We start from the raw sequence: 15744 nt of genomic DNA, 5'->3' as shown, positions 1-15744 counted from the left end.
TAATCTCAGGTTAGCATTTCTGAGCGTTCACCAAATTCTGCGATATATTCTTCTTTGTTAAGGTCACTCTTGAACTGTTTGCGATATTCAGAAGGCGAGCAACCGACATGGCGAATAAATAATTTCGTGAAGTGATCGACGTTTTCATAGCCAACTCGGAAAGAAATTTCATTCAGACACAAATCCGTATTGGTCAATGCAAATTTTGCCTCTGTTATCCGGCGCTTAATGACATAGTTGATGGGGGAAATCCGATACTCTTTACTGAATTCATGGCAGATATAGCTGACACTGGCCCGGAATTTTTTTGCTAATTGTTCTAAGGTTATTTTTTCTCTGTAATTATTGTTTAAATAAATCAGAATGTCTTTTACCAACACGTCTTTGATTATATTGCCAGTATTGGTTCGGTAGGCACTTTTGAAATTCTCATAAAATATCACAGTAAGAAGAGAGCCAAATGCATCATAAACTGAGGATGAAAGATTATCCTTTTGTTGGGGTAATAGCATGTTGATTTCATGTATGACATCTTTGTTTTTAACGGCAGAAACCACCGGGTAGGAATTAGGCTGCATTATTCGATTCTCTTCAAGCCCATTTATTTTAAAACCATACACAGCACAGGCATAGGTCGTCGCGGGTGAAGTTGTGTCAGAGGCCAGAGCATGCAAGCAACCACGTTCAATAACAATAATATCGCCAGCCTGAGCAACATAGTTTAATGAGTCAATGGTCAGTTTGACGACGCCTTTCTTTACGTAGATCAGTTCGGTTTCGGCTTCATGCATATGATGACCTGATTCCCAGTTCGGGTCATCGCTAACCACATATCTGGAGAGCTTAGGTGTAAGTCCGTTTTCAAAAATGGCATCTGACTTATTGTCAAAACAGCGCTGATACATGGCTACCTCCATATTAATCTGTAAGATGTACATCGTCATTTTCATGTAACAGATAACAAGATATACCACGAATTTAGCATGCCAAAACAAGATTATTTGTGCGTCATGCAAGATAATATGGTGGCGGGAAGTCTGTTTTAAAATAAGAGGTTTACCGATTATTCGCTATTTCACGGTTTATGGCTGTATCAGATTTGACTGATAAGATACAAAATTAATACATGATTTTCACAATGCGAGTTTAATTTTATTTTTTCACGAAAAGTAAGGTTTTTTTCTCAAACGTACATCGCATTTTCTTGATGAATATCACATATTGCCTTGCAGTATTTTCAAGGGAGCGAATGCCGAATGCATCGTTTTTTATCTTTATATATATCATAAGAGCACGATTTAAATATAAAAAATCAAAGCTCAGATATATCCGTGCTGTTTTTTTTGCAAGATAGTTAGTAACTAAAACATATTATCATGTCGTTATTTTTCTGACTCAGTATCAATATATCATCATTAGCCTTATATATCCGTTTGAGATAATAGGAAATACTATGAAAATTATAACTTGTTTTAAGTTGGTACCGGAAGAGCAAGACATTGTAGTCACAGCCGAGCACCAGCTCAATTTTGATCGCGCCGATCCGAAAATAAGCCAATTCGACTTGAATGCTATTGAAGCGGCGATGCAACTGTCTGGTGATGAAGGTCAGGTAGTTGCACTCAGTGTGGGGGGGGAATACCTGGAAAATACTAAAGTGCGTAAAGACGTGTTATCACGAGGCCCTCATGAATTGTATTTGCTTCAGGATGCTTCTTTGGCGCTGGCACTGCCCAAAGATACGGCTCAGGCTTTGGCAACCGCTGCCAAGAAAATAGGTTTTGATCTGTTGTTATTTGGTGAAGGTTCCGGTGATTTATATGCCCAGCAGGTTGGATTATTGGTTGGTGAAATGCTGCAACTTCCCACGGTTAATGCCGTCAGTAGTATCCAACTGATGGATGGACGAGTCCTGATTGAACGTACTTTGGAAGAGGAAGTTGAAGTGCTGGAGTTACCACTTCCAGCGGTACTCTGTGTGGCTTCGGATATTAACGTTCCTAAAGTTCCTACCATGAAAGCCATTCTTGGCGCTGGGAAAAAACCGGTAACACATTGGAAAGCCAGTGATATCGACTGGACACCAACTCAACCTTATACCGAACTGGCCAATGTCCAAGTACCACCGCAAGCTGAACGTAAGCACATCATTATTGAAAATGACTCCCCAGAAGCCATTGCTGAATTGGCAGAGCACTTGAGAAAAGTGCTGAACTAACCCGATACGGAGAAAAATGATTATGAGCAAATTAACGAGTGTATGGGTGTTCAGCGACAATCTTGATCGCTACGCCGAGTTATTAGCGGGAGCGCGTCAGTGGGGAGAGCAGGTTAATGTTCTGGTTCAAGGCGCTGAAGCCGTCCCGTTCGTTAAACCGCTAGGTGCAGACGTCCTCTATGTCTTGGCAGAGCAATCTGCGCTACAGCGGGTAGAGAATTATGCTGAAACCTTGGTTTCTCTAATAGAAAAACCCACAGCAGCACAAACGCCTGTCACCTTGATCTTGATGTCAGCAACCAAGCGTGGCAAAGCACTGGCAGCCAGGTTGGGGGTTTTACTCGACGCGGCGGTGGTTAATGATGTCACTTCATTGTCAGTCAATGATGAAGGCACCTTCGCTGAGCACCGGATGTATGGTGGGCTGGCCTTTGGCCGAGAGAAAATTATTACACCGATAGCTATTGTCACGTTGGCACCGGGGGCCGTCGAACCAATTACGGCCAACTCATCTCACGACTGCACTGTCTATCAGGCAAATTATGTGACTCCTCGTCAGGAAATCTTGTGTAAGGAGCGCCGCACCAAGTCATTAAGCAGCGTTGACCTGAGTAAAGCCAAGCGTGTGGTGGGGATTGGTCGTGGTTTGGTATCACAGGCTGACCTTAGCATGGTTCAGGAATTGGCTACGGTGATAGGAGCGGAAGTGGGATGTTCGCGGCCTATAGCTGAAGGTGAACACTGGATGGAACGCGAGCGCTATATCGGGGTCTCCGGCGTGTTGCTGAAATCCGATCTCTACTTAACCTTGGGTATTTCCGGGCAGATTCAGCACATGGTGGGCGGCAATGGTGCGAAAACTATTATTGCTATCAATAAAGATAAAAACGCACCTATTTTCAAATATGCCGACTATGGCTTGGTTGGGGACATTTACAAAGTGGTCCCCGCCCTTATTGAACAATTATCCCGTTAACCACCTGAGTATTCCGCTACTGTCTGCCCCTTGATTTTACGGTGTCACCGAGGCACCGCGAAGAAGGGGGGCAACCATGGTGGGGTAGGGAGTCAAGCAATGTCGGAAGAAAAGTTTGATGCCATCGTCGTGGGCGCTGGGGTCGCGGGTTGTATCGCAGGCTATGTTATGGCCAAAGCGGGGCTGGATGTGCTGGTCATTGAGCGCGGGAATACTGCCGGAAGTAAAAACATGACGGGAGGGCGTCTCTACGCACACAGCCTGGAGAGAATTATGCCGGGCTTTGCACAAGAGGCACCGGTCGAGCGTAAAGTCACTAAAGAAAAGATTTCGTTTCTCACGGATGAAAGCGCCGTCACGCTGGATTTTCATAGTGAACAGCCGGATGTTCCACATAAAGCCTCTTACACCGTGCTGCGCAATCGGTTCGACCCGTGGTTAATGGAGAAAGCAGAAGAAGCTGGGGTGCAATTTATCCCCGGTGTCAGAGTCGATGCTTTACTCCGTGATGGCAACCGGGTTACCGGTGTGCAGGCTGGTGAAGATTCGTTGGAAGCGAACATTGTCATTTTGGCCGATGGCGTTAATTCGCTGCTTGGACGCTCAATTGGCATGGTGCCGCCGCCTTCGCCTCATCATTATGCCGTCGGGGTTAAAGAGCTGATTGCTCTGTCGCCATCTCAAATAGAAGACCGCTTCAATCTCTCTGCAGGTGAGGGGGCCGCGTGGTTGTTTGCAGGTTCACCCTCGAATGGTTTGATGGGGGGCGGATTCCTTTACACCAACCGGGATTCAATCTCCCTGGGATTGGTTTGCGGGCTCGCTGACATTGAGCACGCCAGCAAAACTGTTCCACAAATGTTGGAAGATTTTAAACAGCATCCGGCTATTCGCCCACTTATTCAAGGCGGTACGCTACTGGAATATTCGGCCCATGTCGTTCCTGAAGGGGGATTAGCGATGATTCCGCCGCTGGTGAATGATGGCGTGATGATTGTCGGTGATGCTGCGGGGCTGTGCCTAAATCTGGGTTATACCATTCGCGGTATGGATTTAGCGATTGCGTCGGCAGAAGCTGCCGCACTGACCGCCATTGAAGCGAAAAAACAGCAGGATTTCTCCGCCACTGGGCTGATGGGCTACCAGAAAAAACTGGAGCAAAGCTTTGTGATGCAGGATATGCATCATTTTCGCAAGATGCCAGCCATGATGGAGAACCCGCGGATGTTTACGCAATACCCTCGCATGGTCGCCGACATTATGGCTGATATGTTCATTATTGATGGTAGCCCAAGCAAACCTATACGTTCGAAGATATTAAACCGGGCCAAAAAGGTCGGGCTGATTAATCTGCTGAAGGACGGAATCAAGGGGGCAACGGCACTATGAACAGTAAAAATACCGTCAATGTCGATGTAAAACTGGGTATTAATAAATTTCGCGTGGATGAAAGCAATCCACACATTGTACTGGTTGCTAACCCTGACCGAGAGCAGTTCCGCAAACTGATTAACGCCTGTCCTGCCGGGCTCTACAAGCAAGACAGTGATGGCAATATTCATTTTGATTATGCCGGATGTCTGGAATGTGGCACTTGCCGAGTGCTGTGTGGCGATACTATTTTGGAAAAATGGGAATATCCGCAGGGTACTTTTGGTGTTGAGTTCCGCTTCGGCTAACGCCTGCATTGGTTGTTCTTATACCTGGCCTATTCGTAGGCCACCTTTCTGCATCACAAAAACAATCACAGATACCACGACACCGCGCAGTTGCTGTTAATAAGTGAGATAAAAGAATGACTGTCACAATTAAACTTAATGATGCACGTAGGGAAGAGTATCGGCGGCAGGGTTACTGGGGCGATGCTTCACTGGCGGATTACTGGCATCATTCGGTTAAAGTTGCCCCTGAAAAGATAGCTGTCATTGATAATCAAGGGGCATCATATACTTATGCCGCATTGGATCGGGCTGCGGCTTGCCTTGCTGCTTATTTATTGGATTGTGGTATTCAACCCGGTGATAGAGTGGCTTTTCAACTGCCGGGCTGGAGTGAGTTCACACTCATCTATCTGGCTTGCCTCAAAACCGGTGCCGTCTCGGTTCCTTTGTTGCCCGCTTACCGCGAAACTGAACTTATCTGGACTCTGAATAAAAGTCAGGCGCGTGTTTTATTCGTCCCAACCCTGTTCAAAAATACCGACCCTGTGGCGATGATTACGCCGCTGCGTTCCCAGCTTCCCTATCTACAACAAGTGGTGGCGGTGGATAAACTGGCGCCTGCAACTTCATTACCATCACTCAGTCAATTGTTGCGCGATTATTCTCCACTGGAAAATCCGGTGAAAGTTCATGGCGATGAATTGGCGGTGGTGCTGTTTACTTCTGGTACCGAGGGTGTCCCTAAAGGTGTAATGCTCACACATAATAATGTGCTGGCTAGCGAGCGCGCTTATTGTGCGACGTTGAATCTGAACTGGATGGATACCATCTTAATGCCCGCCCCGCTGGGGCATGCGACTGGGTTTCTGCATGGTGTGACTGCGCCTTTTATTATTGGTGCTCGCAGTGTGCTATTGGATATCTTTAATCCGATCGACTGCCTGACATTGTTAGCGCGGGAAAAATGCACCTGCGTGATGGGTGCGACGCCCTTTGTTTACGACCTGTTGTGTACTGTGCAGCAACAACCTTACGATATCTCTTCACTGCGCTTCTTTTTGTGTGGTGGCACGACTATCCCGAAACAGATTACCCGCGACTGTTTACAGGCTGGCATAAAGTTGCTGAGTGTCTATGGTGCCACGGAAAGTTCACCTCATGCAGTGGTTAAACTGGATGATCCGCTATCCCGAGTGGTGAATACCGATGGCACTGCGGTGTTAGGGGTCGAAATTAAAGTTGTCGATAAAGCGCGCAAAACCATTCCTTATGGTGAAGAAGGCGAAGAAGCTTCTCGTGGCCCTAATGTCTTTGTCGGCTATCTGGGGGAACCGGAACTGACTGCTCAAGCATTAGATGAAGAAGGCTGGTATTACAGTGGCGATCTTTGTCGAATGGATGAAGAGGGATACATCAAAATAACCGGTAGAAAAAAAGATATTATTGTTCGTGGTGGTGAGAATATTAGCAGTCGCGAGGTAGAAGAGATCCTGCTATTGCACCCTTTGGTGCAGGATGTTGGCGTGGTAGCTATGCCAGATGAGCGGTTGGGTGAAAGGGCCTGCGCTTATGTGGTACTCCGTGACCCTGACGTCCCTTTAACCTTTGCTGCGATGATTGACTTCTTCCGCAGCAGGCGGGTAGCCAAGTATAAATATCCTGAACGGCTAGAGCTGGTGGATCATTTACCGCGCACCGCTTCGGGTAAAATTAAAAAGTTCTTGTTGCGTGAGCTTTTGCTGTAAAAGTTGATGCAGGAGAAGGCTGTAACAGTGATTTCCTTAATAGAGCACGGCAACTTTCGTTAGCCGCGTTCTAGGAAGCAAAATAATAGTTACTGATATCAAACCTGTTTTTCTTCGTTCATGGGGGGGAGGGTTCGCCATTGCTGCGGATAGCGCGATGGCGTAAAACGCAAAGTCAGCACTATCAGCCCAATAATGCACCCAGCATGAAGCATCCAGTCGAGTAGATAGTTTCCACTCAAACTTCGCAGCAGACCGGATAAATACGGCGAAAGCCCGGCGATAATAAAACCTATTCCCTGCATAAAGGACACCAATCGCCTGGTAATCTCGTGGTGGGGGGAATGGTCAAGAGCCAGCACCAAACATAAAGGAAATGCCCCACCAAGCCCAATACCGCAGACGACAGCCCATAGTATGGCGAATTGCTGTGGTAGCCAGATAAAACCACAGAAACCAATGAGTTGTAGTAGTAACGTGAATAACAATAATCCTCTTCTGTCCTGACGATTTGCCAGCATCGGCAGAATTAATGCCCCCAACGTCTGCCCGAGTGTCATTAACGCCAGTAAACTACCACTAGACTGAGCACTGAAGCCGAGTTGTATATAGTAAGGTGGTAACCAGGCAATCAAGCTGGTGTAACCGCCGTTAATTAGGCCGAAATATAAACCTAATACCCACGCCCGCGGGCTGATATGTATGCGAACTGGTAACGTAGATGCAGAGGTATGCGCGACTGAATTCAGTGTGTTGCATTGTAGCCACCAACCAATAAGTGCAATGATGGCCGGTAATCCCCACCAAGCCAATGCGTGATACCAGTGGTAACTATGTTGCGCCAGCCAGGGTGTCAAGGCTGCTCCCAAGCCGCCGCCCCCCATTAACGTTGCAGACCATAAGCCGATGACTTGTGGCATACGCTGGCTAAACAGACGTTTGATAATCGTCGGCATGATAGTTTGAATCATACCGATACCAATACCACCAAGGAGTGCGCTACTGAGTAATAGGCTACTGCGCGGAGCGCTTTCGCGTAACAAAGAGCCAATGGCGATCATCAGTAAGCTTAGTGCCACACTGTTGCGCTCATTGAGATATTTGCCTATCCAGCCACCAGTCAGAGCCATGATACCCATTGCCACGACAGGGAGCGCTGTAAGCAGTGAGGCCACGCCGAAACTGATGCCAGTAGCTTGTTGTAGCTGAGGCAGTAACGGGCCAACAGAAGTTAAGAGCGGGCGCATATTCAGGCCAATCAATACCAGAACCAGCAGCATCAAACTATTGTTTTTCCCCTGACTCATGGTTGATTCCTCTCTGGCTTTGAGAGGCGTAAAGGTGGTTTAAATAATGTTTCTTGTCGCTGTGTAAGATCGCAGGATGTCAGCATTATGGCTGGTTGATGGTCGTTATCATGACTTGAGGACATCGTGTTCCTTGATGAGGACGGCGAATAGTAATATCCGCCGTGTTTGTTTCAATACCAGTTAAAACGGTTTAGTTGGCAGGTATTTCCCGTCCAGAGTAATGACTGCGCGCTCACCTCCGTCTGGGTCAGCAACTTTTTTTATATCTAGTTTAAAGTTGATCGCACTGATAATGCCGTCACCAAACTTCTCGTGAATCAGGACTTTCAGAGTGGTGCTGTAAACTTGCAGCATTTCGTAGAAACGGTACATGGTCGGGTCGGTAGGAATGCGGTCGTCAATGCTGCCACGTACCGGGATGGTTTGCAGCAGTCTGACGGCATCACTGTCTAGGTCTAGTTTTTGACCAACAATTTGTGCAACTTCTGCTGGCAGCGGATGCTGTCCTAAAAGTGCAGCAGTAACGAATGCCTCGGATAAACCCGTTTCGTCAGCAATCTCGGCAAACGATAGATCTTTTTTCGCTTTAATGTTCAGAATTTGATCTGCCAGTATTAGACGAACATCGCGGTTAATTTGTGACTGAATCACGGTAATACCTCTTTTTACAGATTAATCAGTTATGAGCAGGAACGGCACGAACATTTGGATTCGCAGCCAGGGAAACAAATTGGCGAGATGCACGATCAAAAGCAGAAATCAGACCACTTTCGATGTCATACACCCAACCATGAATTGTCAGACGGCCTTCCTCAAGAGCGAGGCGTACCGATGGGTGAGTTTGGATATTGGCCAGTTGAGCAACGACATTCTCATGAACCATAGAAATCGTTTTATCATGTATATTTTTGTATTCACGAGATTCATTCACTACTTTTGCTGAATCTGCGTACTGCAACCAGTGCTTGACGGCAGGCATATGGTCCAGGCAATGGCATTTGGCAATCGCGGTCATCGCACCGCAGTCAGAATGACCACAAATCACGATATCCGTCACTTTCAGTGCCGTAACGGCATATTCTACAGAGGCTGATATACCACCGGGTTCCGGGCCGTAAGAAGGAACGATGTTGCCGGCATTACGGATCACAAACAGGTCACCGGGTTCACGCTGAGTAACCAGTTCTGGCACCATGCGGCTGTCTGAACAGGAAATGAACAATGTTTTCGGACTTTGTTGTGTGGCCAGACTTCTGAATAATTCAGCACGTTCAGGAAATGCGTCACGTTGGAATTTCAGGAAACCGTCAATAATCTCTTTCATGGAGGATTCTCTTTCTTGCTATGGGATGCGGTGAAGATTATTCCTTTTGTTTTATAAGATAAAAGACTGATTTATAATCCATGCAATTCAAAAATCTTATGGGTTATTGCCATGAATGTCCGTTACGTTCGCTATTTTCTTGCTGTTGCAGAGCACCAAGGGTTTACAAGAGCAGCTGCAGCGCTGCATGTATCACAGCCCGCCTTGTCACAGCAGATCAAACTGCTGGAAGAAAGTCTTGATACCCAGTTGTTTGATCGCAGTGGGCGCAATATTCGGCTGACGGACTCAGGGGAAGTCTATCTACAATATGTACGCCGTGCATTCCGGGCTTTAGATGAAGGGAAACGAGCTATTCATGATGTGGAAGATCTGAGCCGAGGGTCGTTACGTGTTGCTGCCACACCCACCTTTACCTCCTATTTTATCGGACCGCTGGTTGCAGAGTTTTATGCACGTTTTCCAAATATTAATTTACAAGTCCAAGAAATGTCACAAGAGAGGATAGAAAGTCTGTTATTGAATAATGACTTGGATGCAGGAATTGCCTTTTATAACGGTGATTGTAAAGAAATTGAATCACAGACCCTATTGATCGAAACTCTGGCGCTGATAGTTGCCAACCATCATCCCCTGGCACAGCGAAAAAATGTGACTATTGATGACCTCAACAATGAGAAACTCATCCTTCTCAGTCAGGAGTACGCTACGCGTACGCATATTGATCGCAATTTTCTTCAAGTAGGATTGCACCCTAAGGTACAGATAGAGATGAATGAAATCAGTGCTGTGCTTGACGTGATCCGCCGGACATCACTCTCAACCTTACTCCCAGCTACGATTGCTATACAAAATAATGACCTGGTAGCACTGCCTGTTACTGGCTGGGAATTGGGAAGAACGGCGGTATTATTGCAGCGAAGAGGGGCATGGCAGACTGCGGCAACAAAGGCATTTATTGATGTTGCAGTAGAACTGGCTAATAAAACCGTTGTGACCAAATAGCCTGGCATCCTGAATACATGACGATGTTGCACTACAGTGACGGTTTTAGCCGCGTTTATATAAGAGTATCTGAAACATAATAAAAAAATCCACACAATTGCGTGGATTCTTATGAGTTTATGAATATTTCATTGGCCTTAGTGAGTCACAATGAAACAACAAACTTTATTTAGTACTTAGTAATACAGACCCCCGGCCAGTTGGCCGGGGGTCTGTATTACTCACAAGAAGATTAATTATCAATTTTCTTTATCCCAGCCCATGGCCTTGATGATTGCGGGTGCGGCGGCTTCTGCCGTGAAGGCAGAGATGGCACCGACTGTCGCATTGCCGCTGAAGTGACCCACCACCGCACCCAACACCGCATGGGCCATCAGGTTCGCAGTCTGGTTCTGATCGGCGGGCAGGTATTTGCTAATTTCGTGCGCCAGATACGGCGCACTGCCGCCCGCTAACGCCTGACCGAGGTTACCGCCGGTCAGCCCCTGAGTGATCGCTGTCGCGGCCTGGATCGCCCGTTGTAAATCACTGCCGGTACCGTAACTGGCTGACGCTGTATTACGTATCTGCTCGACCAGTTGCTTATTCGTCGGCGTCAGATTGCCCATCTCCCCGATCAAATTGATTTCGCGCAGGCGGTTTTGCTCTTTCTCTTTATCGAAGATAGGGGAGAGGGCGTTGTTGGCGTGTTCGACATCACGGCTCAGGTCAGCGACATTTTGCTGTTGTTTCTCGGTATCGCGAACCGTGATAGTGCCATCCGAAACCGCAGCATGAGTGGTGGAACTGGCATCACCACTATTACCGCCCGTGATGGGGATGCCCCGCCCATGTTGCTGATAAAGTCCTTGCTACCCGTAAAACCGCCGCTACTCAGGCCCATGCTGCTGGTCGAGGTTTTAAAACTGGCCTGATTATCGAGATCCGAGAAGCCGAGCGAGCCAGTATCCAACTTGTTTTTATCGGCAGTGGCCGTCGAGCCAATCACCGCACCGTTGAGCTGAGTGTGCTCGCCGACCGTGATATCAAAGCCGCCTTTGCCCGCAAAGAATCCGGTCTGTTCCTGTACCGATGTGTAGTCTGAGTCAATTTTGGACTTACTGGCACTGACACTCCCGCTGCCGGTCATGGTGCCAAAGGTGAAGCTGCACCTTGTTGCTTAGAATCGTAACGGTCAAGCCACGGTCACTGCCCACAGTGGCTCTGTCGCCCGTCAAGCCACTGGTCAATCCTTGATAGCAATGATTTTTATTACTGATAGGTGATCAGGACTGAGATAAGTTGCTTAGGCTAAAAAGTAAAACCCCACCAACTTGAACTGAGGGAGGGATTTTCATATCTCAACTTGAGATAGCCATGGCATCTAAAGTCTGACCTATTTTTTCAAGCAATAATGTTACGTCTTCTCGAGTTGCTCCTATTCTGGTATCAAACTCTGATATAGATATTCCATTACAAATTTCATTAAGGGCCGAATTTAGTATTAATAGCTCATCATTTGTAAGCTTCAATTCTGCCTGTTGCTTAGTCACTACTGATAATTCCATTATTTACCTCAGATTATCAAAATACCCCCGTCCGTTTACGGGTCTAAATGTAGTTCCGCCATCTGGTGCTTTAGGATTACGAATAACTACAGTGCCAGTAGACTGATCCCAATAAGCTGATCGCCCACCGCTCAATTCCTTTGTTGACGTTGGATTTTTTACAACATTTTCTACATGCTGAGCAAATTGCGCTCTTGTTCGAATTCCTAGTCCAGTGAACTCACCTTGTTCAATAACATGTTTTTCAAAAGCATGGCCATCAGCAATCTCACGACCAACTAACTCTGCATTTAAATCCTTACCGCTAGTTGTACTATGAGTTTCATTATGCCTTGCATTCTCCTCATCTTCTGGCCCCCAGCCGCCTGGTGTACCTGAACCCGTCCCACCTATTTCTGCCTTGTCTGCATCATGCAGAGCTGGCTCCCTTCATTAACGTTAGTTCCCCGTGGTATTCCCGCTAATGTCGGAATTTAATACTAAGACTCTTTCCTTAGATATACGCAAATTCCATTAACATGATTTATTAGTTTTGGGTAGTCAAGACGCTTTATATTTAAGTCAATATTACAATTGTCGTCAAAATCAGCTATTATCTCTGACTCTATTTCTGAAGCAGTCTCTTTATCACTTTCTTGTATTTCACCATCATAGTAAAAAAAAGTTGGATATCGTTTTGTCTTAACTCAGCAATTATTGCACGGACATTATGTGTGATATTCCCAAGCAAAGCCCTTTGTATGGAAAGCTTGAAAAAATTAATAAAATCAATTGAATCTTTCATTATACCTACTCCGATGGTCTCGCAGGAACGACATGAACACCATTTTTACCATAATGGACTATGCCATTTGTAGTTGGTGTCGAAACGCCTGTTTGTGGACCTATATAATTCCCTATGATATTACCATAGTTAATTCTCTCCTTAGAACCTGGTGTTCCAATGGAGGTTTTACCAACTTGTTGTCCTGTCCCTAATTTTGAAAGCAAAGTTTCTGGTTGGGCTGTTAAGGTACTTTTATTTAGCCCCGCATCTGAAGCTATCTTGTATTCATTTGAGCCAGGGATATGTTTGTTTTGCTGAGTGATCGCTGTCGCGGCCTGGATCGCCCGTTGTAAATCGCTGCCGGTGCCGTAACTGGCTGACGCTGTATTACGTATCTGCTCGATTAGTTGCTTATTCGTCGGCGTCAGATTGCCTATTTCCCCAATCAAATTGATTTCGCGCAGGCGGTTTTGCTCTTTCTCTTTATCGAAGAAAGGGGAGAGGGCGTTGTTAGCGTGTTCAGCATCACGGCTCAGGTCAGTGACATTTTGCTGCTGTTTATCCGTGTCCCTTATGGTGATAGTGCCATCCGGTGGTGCCTTCCGCGTGCCCATCATTGCCCAGCCCCGACAGGACCACGCCGCCCAGTGTGCTGGTATCCAACTCAGTATTTATAAACATAGGTCACTACACCTAACCTATTTCATCAAAATAACTGGTGTAGCAATCCCAGTTTTGTCATTAATGGTATAATTTCCTCCATCCCATCTATACGCAATTATTCCACCATCATCACATAATGTCAGACTTGTGAAAGGATTACCCTCAAAATCAAAGTCACTACTCACTTGCCAAATAGTCGCTCCATACATATCTAATAAATAAATATTTCGCGCACATTCAATTTTTCCGTATAGGTTCTCCATTCCTAGCCTATCAAGGAGAATTATTTTATTTCCATCAGAAAAATAGTATTCAGTTAGCACATTATTAGTCATGATTTCTCTCTTACTTTAAGGATTTCGGTATCCCAAAACTGCTAGTTGGGATCTGTTGCAAAAGTTGATACTGAACCCCACCCGCATTAGGTGCATCGAACTGAGGTTGAGCTGCAACTTTACCGACTTGCATTTTCGTTCCTGCTGGTACAAGAACATTTGCTATTTGCGTCGGAATTTTAGGTAAGGCTAAATATTTTTGGATCTGGATTGGAGTCATACCTGCAATTTCATCTGCACGGACTAAGAAACCACCTACGGGGTTATCAACCGTTGAAACACGCACAAAAGTAAGATCTGATGCTGTAGTAAATGTTCGTACTTGGGTTGCCGAATCATAAGGAGCTCCCCAACCTTTTGCTACAAACGGAGCATTGGCCTCAGTTGCACTTATAGATTTCACATCAGCTATTGAGCCAGTTGGAATCAAACCTTTTGTCACAGGAACTTCAGTCTTCATCCCATACACTGCGCCACCAATAGCCGCAGTGGTATGCGTTATTGCCATTCCTGTATACAGTGCGGAGGCTGTCTCGATACTGACGCCCCAGTTACTCGCTATAGTTTGGATGTCTTTGGCTTTCTGAGCTTGAGCGTCTGCTGTTGCATATTGCCACATCAGACCATCGATTTTCTCCGCCCCCTCTTTGTAAACACTTGCCATAGTGCCGATGTACTGGCCATTCATTTGTTCATCATAGCTTTTGCCCATCGCGGCCAGTTCTTGCCGCATTCCCCTGCACTGAGCTGATGACAGATGCTTACATGCTGCGTCTATGGCTGCATCGAACGCTTTATCTTTCGCGTCAAGGTCAGTGACCAGTTTTTCAGCCTGTACCTTCTTATCACCTTCCAGATAAGGCAGTGACCACTTCGCATCCTGACGCAGTTTCTCATCTTTAGAGGATAATGTATTATTCTCAACCGCATTCTTCCCAGCCTGCGCACCAGCCACTGCGCTACTGCTGCTGTCACCAACTAACCCACCCGCCAACCCGGCGGCCAGTGTCGCCAGCGCACTGACGGTTTGTTTCTGTTTTTCGGTGAGACTGTCTTTATCCCAGCCCATAGCCTTGATGATTGCGGGTGCGGCGGCTTCTGCCGTGAAGGCAGAGACGGCACCGACTGTCGCATTGCCGCTAAAATGGCCCACCACCGCACCTAACACCGCATGGGCCATCAGGTTTGCAGTCTGGTTCTGATCGGCTGGCAGATATTTACTGATTTCGTGCGCCAGATACGGCGCGCTGCCGCCCGCTAACGCCTGACCGAGGTTACCGCCGGTCAGCCCCTGAGTGATTGCTGTTGCGGCCTGGATCGCCCGTTGTAAATCACTGCCGGTGCCGTAACTGGCTGACGCTGTATTACGTATCTGCTCGACTAGCTGCTTATTCGTTGGCGTCAGATTGCCTTTCTCCGCCAGCGCGTCTTTTGCTGCCTGAATCGCTTTCGGATCTTTCAGCGCTTTTTCTTCTGCTATCTTACCCTGCGTGCGTGCAATATCCGCAACCTGATTGCCTATCTCCCCGATCAAATTGATTTCGCGCAGGCGGTTTTGCTCTTTCTCTTTATCGAAGATAGGGGAGAGGGCGTTGTTGGCATGTTCGACGTCACGGCTCAGGTCAGCGACATTTTGCTGTTGTTTATCGGTATCGCGAACCGTGATAGTGCCATCCGAAACCGCAGCATGAGTAGTCGAACTGGCATCACCACTATTGCCTCCAACGATGGGGACGCCTCCGCCCATATTGCTGATAATGTCTTTGCTACCCGTAAAGCCGCCGCTACTCAGGCCCATACTGCTGGTTGAGGTTTTAAAACTGGCCTGATTATCGAGATCCGCGAAGCCGAGCGAGCCAGTATCCAACTTATTTTTATCAGCAGTGGCAGTTGAGCCAATCACCGCACCATTGAGCTGAGTGTGCTCGCCGACGGTGATATCAAAACCACCTTTGCCTGCGAAGAACCCGGTCTGTTCCTGTACTGATGTGTAGTCTGAATCAATTTTAGACTTACTGGCACTGACACTCCCGCTGCCGGTCATGGTGCCAAAGGTGAAGCTGCCACTGGCACTCACGCTGGTCTGTTTGCTGTCGTAGTTGTTGCGGTCTTGTTCACTTTGCAGGGTTAAATTGCGGCCCGCATCTACTTTCACGGTTTCGCCGCTGACCTGCGCACCTTTCAAGGATGTATC

Annotated in this window: 16 protein-coding genes and 2 pseudogenes; 6 read left to right on the top strand and 12 right to left on the bottom strand. The window is 46.9% G+C overall.

The features are described from left to right. Nucleotides 1–5: 5 nt before the first annotated feature. Nucleotides 6–905, bottom strand: coding sequence for an AraC family transcriptional regulator (locus DJ58_RS18280; protein WP_004712306.1), 900 nt, complete (start codon nucleotides 903–905; stop codon nucleotides 6–8). Between the two features lie 548 nt (nucleotides 906–1453). On the opposite strand from DJ58_RS18280, the gene DJ58_RS18285 reads away from it, so the two are divergent. From DJ58_RS18285 to fadK, 5 genes are all read left to right on the top strand, one after another. Then, the gene (locus DJ58_RS18285) at nucleotides 1454–2218 is read left to right on the top strand and encodes an electron transfer flavoprotein (RefSeq protein WP_004712305.1); all 765 of its coding nucleotides are present in this window, start codon (nucleotides 1454–1456) and stop codon (nucleotides 2216–2218) included. Nucleotides 2219–2240: 22 nt separating this feature from the next. Then, nucleotides 2241–3194: an electron transfer flavoprotein subunit alpha gene (locus tag DJ58_RS18290; protein ID WP_032911967.1), complete on the top strand. Its 954-nt coding sequence runs from the start codon at nucleotides 2241–2243 to the stop codon at nucleotides 3192–3194. Between the two features lie 99 nt (nucleotides 3195–3293). Further along, on the top strand, nucleotides 3294–4583 hold the full coding sequence (locus DJ58_RS18295; RefSeq protein WP_004712303.1) for an FAD-dependent oxidoreductase: 1290 nt from the start codon (nucleotides 3294–3296) through the stop codon (nucleotides 4581–4583). After that, on the top strand, nucleotides 4580–4873 hold the full coding sequence (locus DJ58_RS18300) for a ferredoxin family protein (RefSeq protein ID WP_032911951.1): 294 nt from the start codon (nucleotides 4580–4582) through the stop codon (nucleotides 4871–4873). Before DJ58_RS18295 ends, DJ58_RS18300 begins: the two co-directional genes overlap by 4 nt. A gap of 116 nt (nucleotides 4874–4989) precedes the next feature. Next, nucleotides 4990–6600: a medium-chain fatty-acid--CoA ligase gene (fadK, locus tag DJ58_RS18305; protein ID WP_004712301.1), complete on the top strand. Its 1611-nt coding sequence runs from the start codon at nucleotides 4990–4992 to the stop codon at nucleotides 6598–6600. 98 nt (nucleotides 6601–6698) lie between these two features. Here the strand turns inward: fadK and DJ58_RS18310 are convergent, their stop codons facing one another. The 3 genes from DJ58_RS18310 to DJ58_RS18320 form a co-directional block, all read right to left on the bottom strand. Further along, on the bottom strand, nucleotides 6699–7880 hold the full coding sequence (locus DJ58_RS18310) for a cyanate transporter (protein WP_138070089.1): 1182 nt from the start codon (nucleotides 7878–7880) through the stop codon (nucleotides 6699–6701). A gap of 210 nt (nucleotides 7881–8090) precedes the next feature. Continuing rightward, complete coding sequence (gene cynS, locus DJ58_RS18315; protein WP_004712299.1) at nucleotides 8091–8561, bottom strand: cyanase; 471 nt, start codon at nucleotides 8559–8561, stop codon at nucleotides 8091–8093. Nucleotides 8562–8586: 25 nt separating this feature from the next. Beyond that, a complete protein-coding gene (locus DJ58_RS18320) occupies nucleotides 8587–9234 on the bottom strand; it encodes a carbonic anhydrase (RefSeq protein WP_004712298.1) in 648 nt (215 codons plus the stop codon). 111 nt (nucleotides 9235–9345) lie between these two features. Here DJ58_RS18320 and cynR point away from each other — a divergent pair, with 111 nt between their 5' ends. After that, entirely contained in the window at nucleotides 9346–10239 is an 894-nt protein-coding gene (cynR, locus tag DJ58_RS18325) for a transcriptional regulator CynR (protein ID WP_004712297.1), read from the top strand. 239 nt (nucleotides 10240–10478) lie between these two features. On the opposite strand, the gene DJ58_RS24025 is transcribed toward cynR, so the two are convergent. The 8 genes and pseudogenes from DJ58_RS24025 to DJ58_RS22135 all read right to left on the bottom strand — a co-directional run. After that, nucleotides 10479–10847, bottom strand: a complete 369-nt coding sequence (locus tag DJ58_RS24025) for a hypothetical protein (protein WP_050504527.1) — start codon at nucleotides 10845–10847, stop codon at nucleotides 10479–10481. Nucleotides 10848–10942: 95 nt separating this feature from the next. Then, the gene (locus DJ58_RS24020) at nucleotides 10943–11368 is read right to left on the bottom strand and encodes a hypothetical protein (protein ID WP_004712751.1); all 426 of its coding nucleotides are present in this window, start codon (nucleotides 11366–11368) and stop codon (nucleotides 10943–10945) included. Between the two features lie 211 nt (nucleotides 11369–11579). Then, complete coding sequence (locus DJ58_RS18330) at nucleotides 11580–11786, bottom strand: hypothetical protein (RefSeq protein WP_032912293.1); 207 nt, start codon at nucleotides 11784–11786, stop codon at nucleotides 11580–11582. 479 nt (nucleotides 11787–12265) lie between these two features. Continuing rightward, nucleotides 12266–12570: pseudogene (locus tag DJ58_RS24185) on the bottom strand (MafI2 family immunity protein). A gap of 5 nt (nucleotides 12571–12575) precedes the next feature. Then, nucleotides 12576–12830, bottom strand: coding sequence for a polymorphic toxin type 50 domain-containing protein (locus DJ58_RS24085; RefSeq protein WP_425314932.1), 255 nt, complete (start codon nucleotides 12828–12830; stop codon nucleotides 12576–12578). Between the two features lie 36 nt (nucleotides 12831–12866). Further along, nucleotides 12867–13206: pseudogene (locus DJ58_RS24080) on the bottom strand (hypothetical protein); the annotation flags it as partial. A gap of 44 nt (nucleotides 13207–13250) precedes the next feature. Further along, nucleotides 13251–13550 carry a hypothetical protein gene (locus DJ58_RS18340; RefSeq protein ID WP_019081680.1) on the bottom strand — a complete coding sequence of 100 codons (300 nt, stop codon included), beginning with the start codon at nucleotides 13548–13550 and terminating at the stop codon, nucleotides 13251–13253. A 10-nt stretch (nucleotides 13551–13560) separates the two neighbouring features. Then, the coding region (locus DJ58_RS22135; protein WP_211117146.1) for a VENN motif pre-toxin domain-containing protein at nucleotides 13561–15744 on the bottom strand (2184 nt) is incomplete at its 5' end.

This window comes from Yersinia frederiksenii ATCC 33641 (genome assembly GCF_000754805.1).
In the GTDB taxonomy this organism is placed as follows: Bacteria; Pseudomonadota; Gammaproteobacteria; order Enterobacterales; family Enterobacteriaceae; genus Yersinia; species Yersinia frederiksenii.
Note: the sequence above shows the minus strand (reverse complement) of the source record. Positions and strands in the feature narration are given on the sequence as shown.

Coding starts and splice junctions, on each gene's coding strand:
- DJ58_RS18280 (WP_004712306.1), bottom strand. CDS start 905: ATGTATCAGCGCTGTTTTGACAATAAGTCAGATGCCATTTTTGAAAAC.
- DJ58_RS18285 (WP_004712305.1), top strand. CDS start 1,454: ATGAAAATTATAACTTGTTTTAAGTTGGTACCGGAAGAGCAAGACATT.
- DJ58_RS18290 (WP_032911967.1), top strand. CDS start 2,241: ATGAGCAAATTAACGAGTGTATGGGTGTTCAGCGACAATCTTGATCGC.
- DJ58_RS18295 (WP_004712303.1), top strand. CDS start 3,294: ATGTCGGAAGAAAAGTTTGATGCCATCGTCGTGGGCGCTGGGGTCGCG.
- DJ58_RS18300 (WP_032911951.1), top strand. CDS start 4,580: ATGAACAGTAAAAATACCGTCAATGTCGATGTAAAACTGGGTATTAAT.
- fadK (WP_004712301.1), top strand. CDS start 4,990: ATGACTGTCACAATTAAACTTAATGATGCACGTAGGGAAGAGTATCGG.
- DJ58_RS18310 (WP_138070089.1), bottom strand. CDS start 7,880: ATGCTGCTGGTTCTGGTATTGATTGGCCTGAATATGCGCCCGCTCTTA.
- DJ58_RS18320 (WP_004712298.1), bottom strand. CDS start 9,234: ATGAAAGAGATTATTGACGGTTTCCTGAAATTCCAACGTGACGCATTT.
- cynR (WP_004712297.1), top strand. CDS start 9,346: ATGAATGTCCGTTACGTTCGCTATTTTCTTGCTGTTGCAGAGCACCAA.
- DJ58_RS24025 (WP_050504527.1), bottom strand. CDS start 10,847: ATGGGCAATCTGACGCCGACGAATAAGCAACTGGTCGAGCAGATACGT.
- DJ58_RS24020 (WP_004712751.1), bottom strand. CDS start 11,368: ATGACCGGCAGCGGGAGTGTCAGTGCCAGTAAGTCCAAAATTGACTCA.
- DJ58_RS18330 (WP_032912293.1), bottom strand. CDS start 11,786: ATGGAATTATCAGTAGTGACTAAGCAACAGGCAGAATTGAAGCTTACA.
- DJ58_RS18340 (WP_019081680.1), bottom strand. CDS start 13,550: ATGACTAATAATGTGCTAACTGAATACTATTTTTCTGATGGAAATAAA.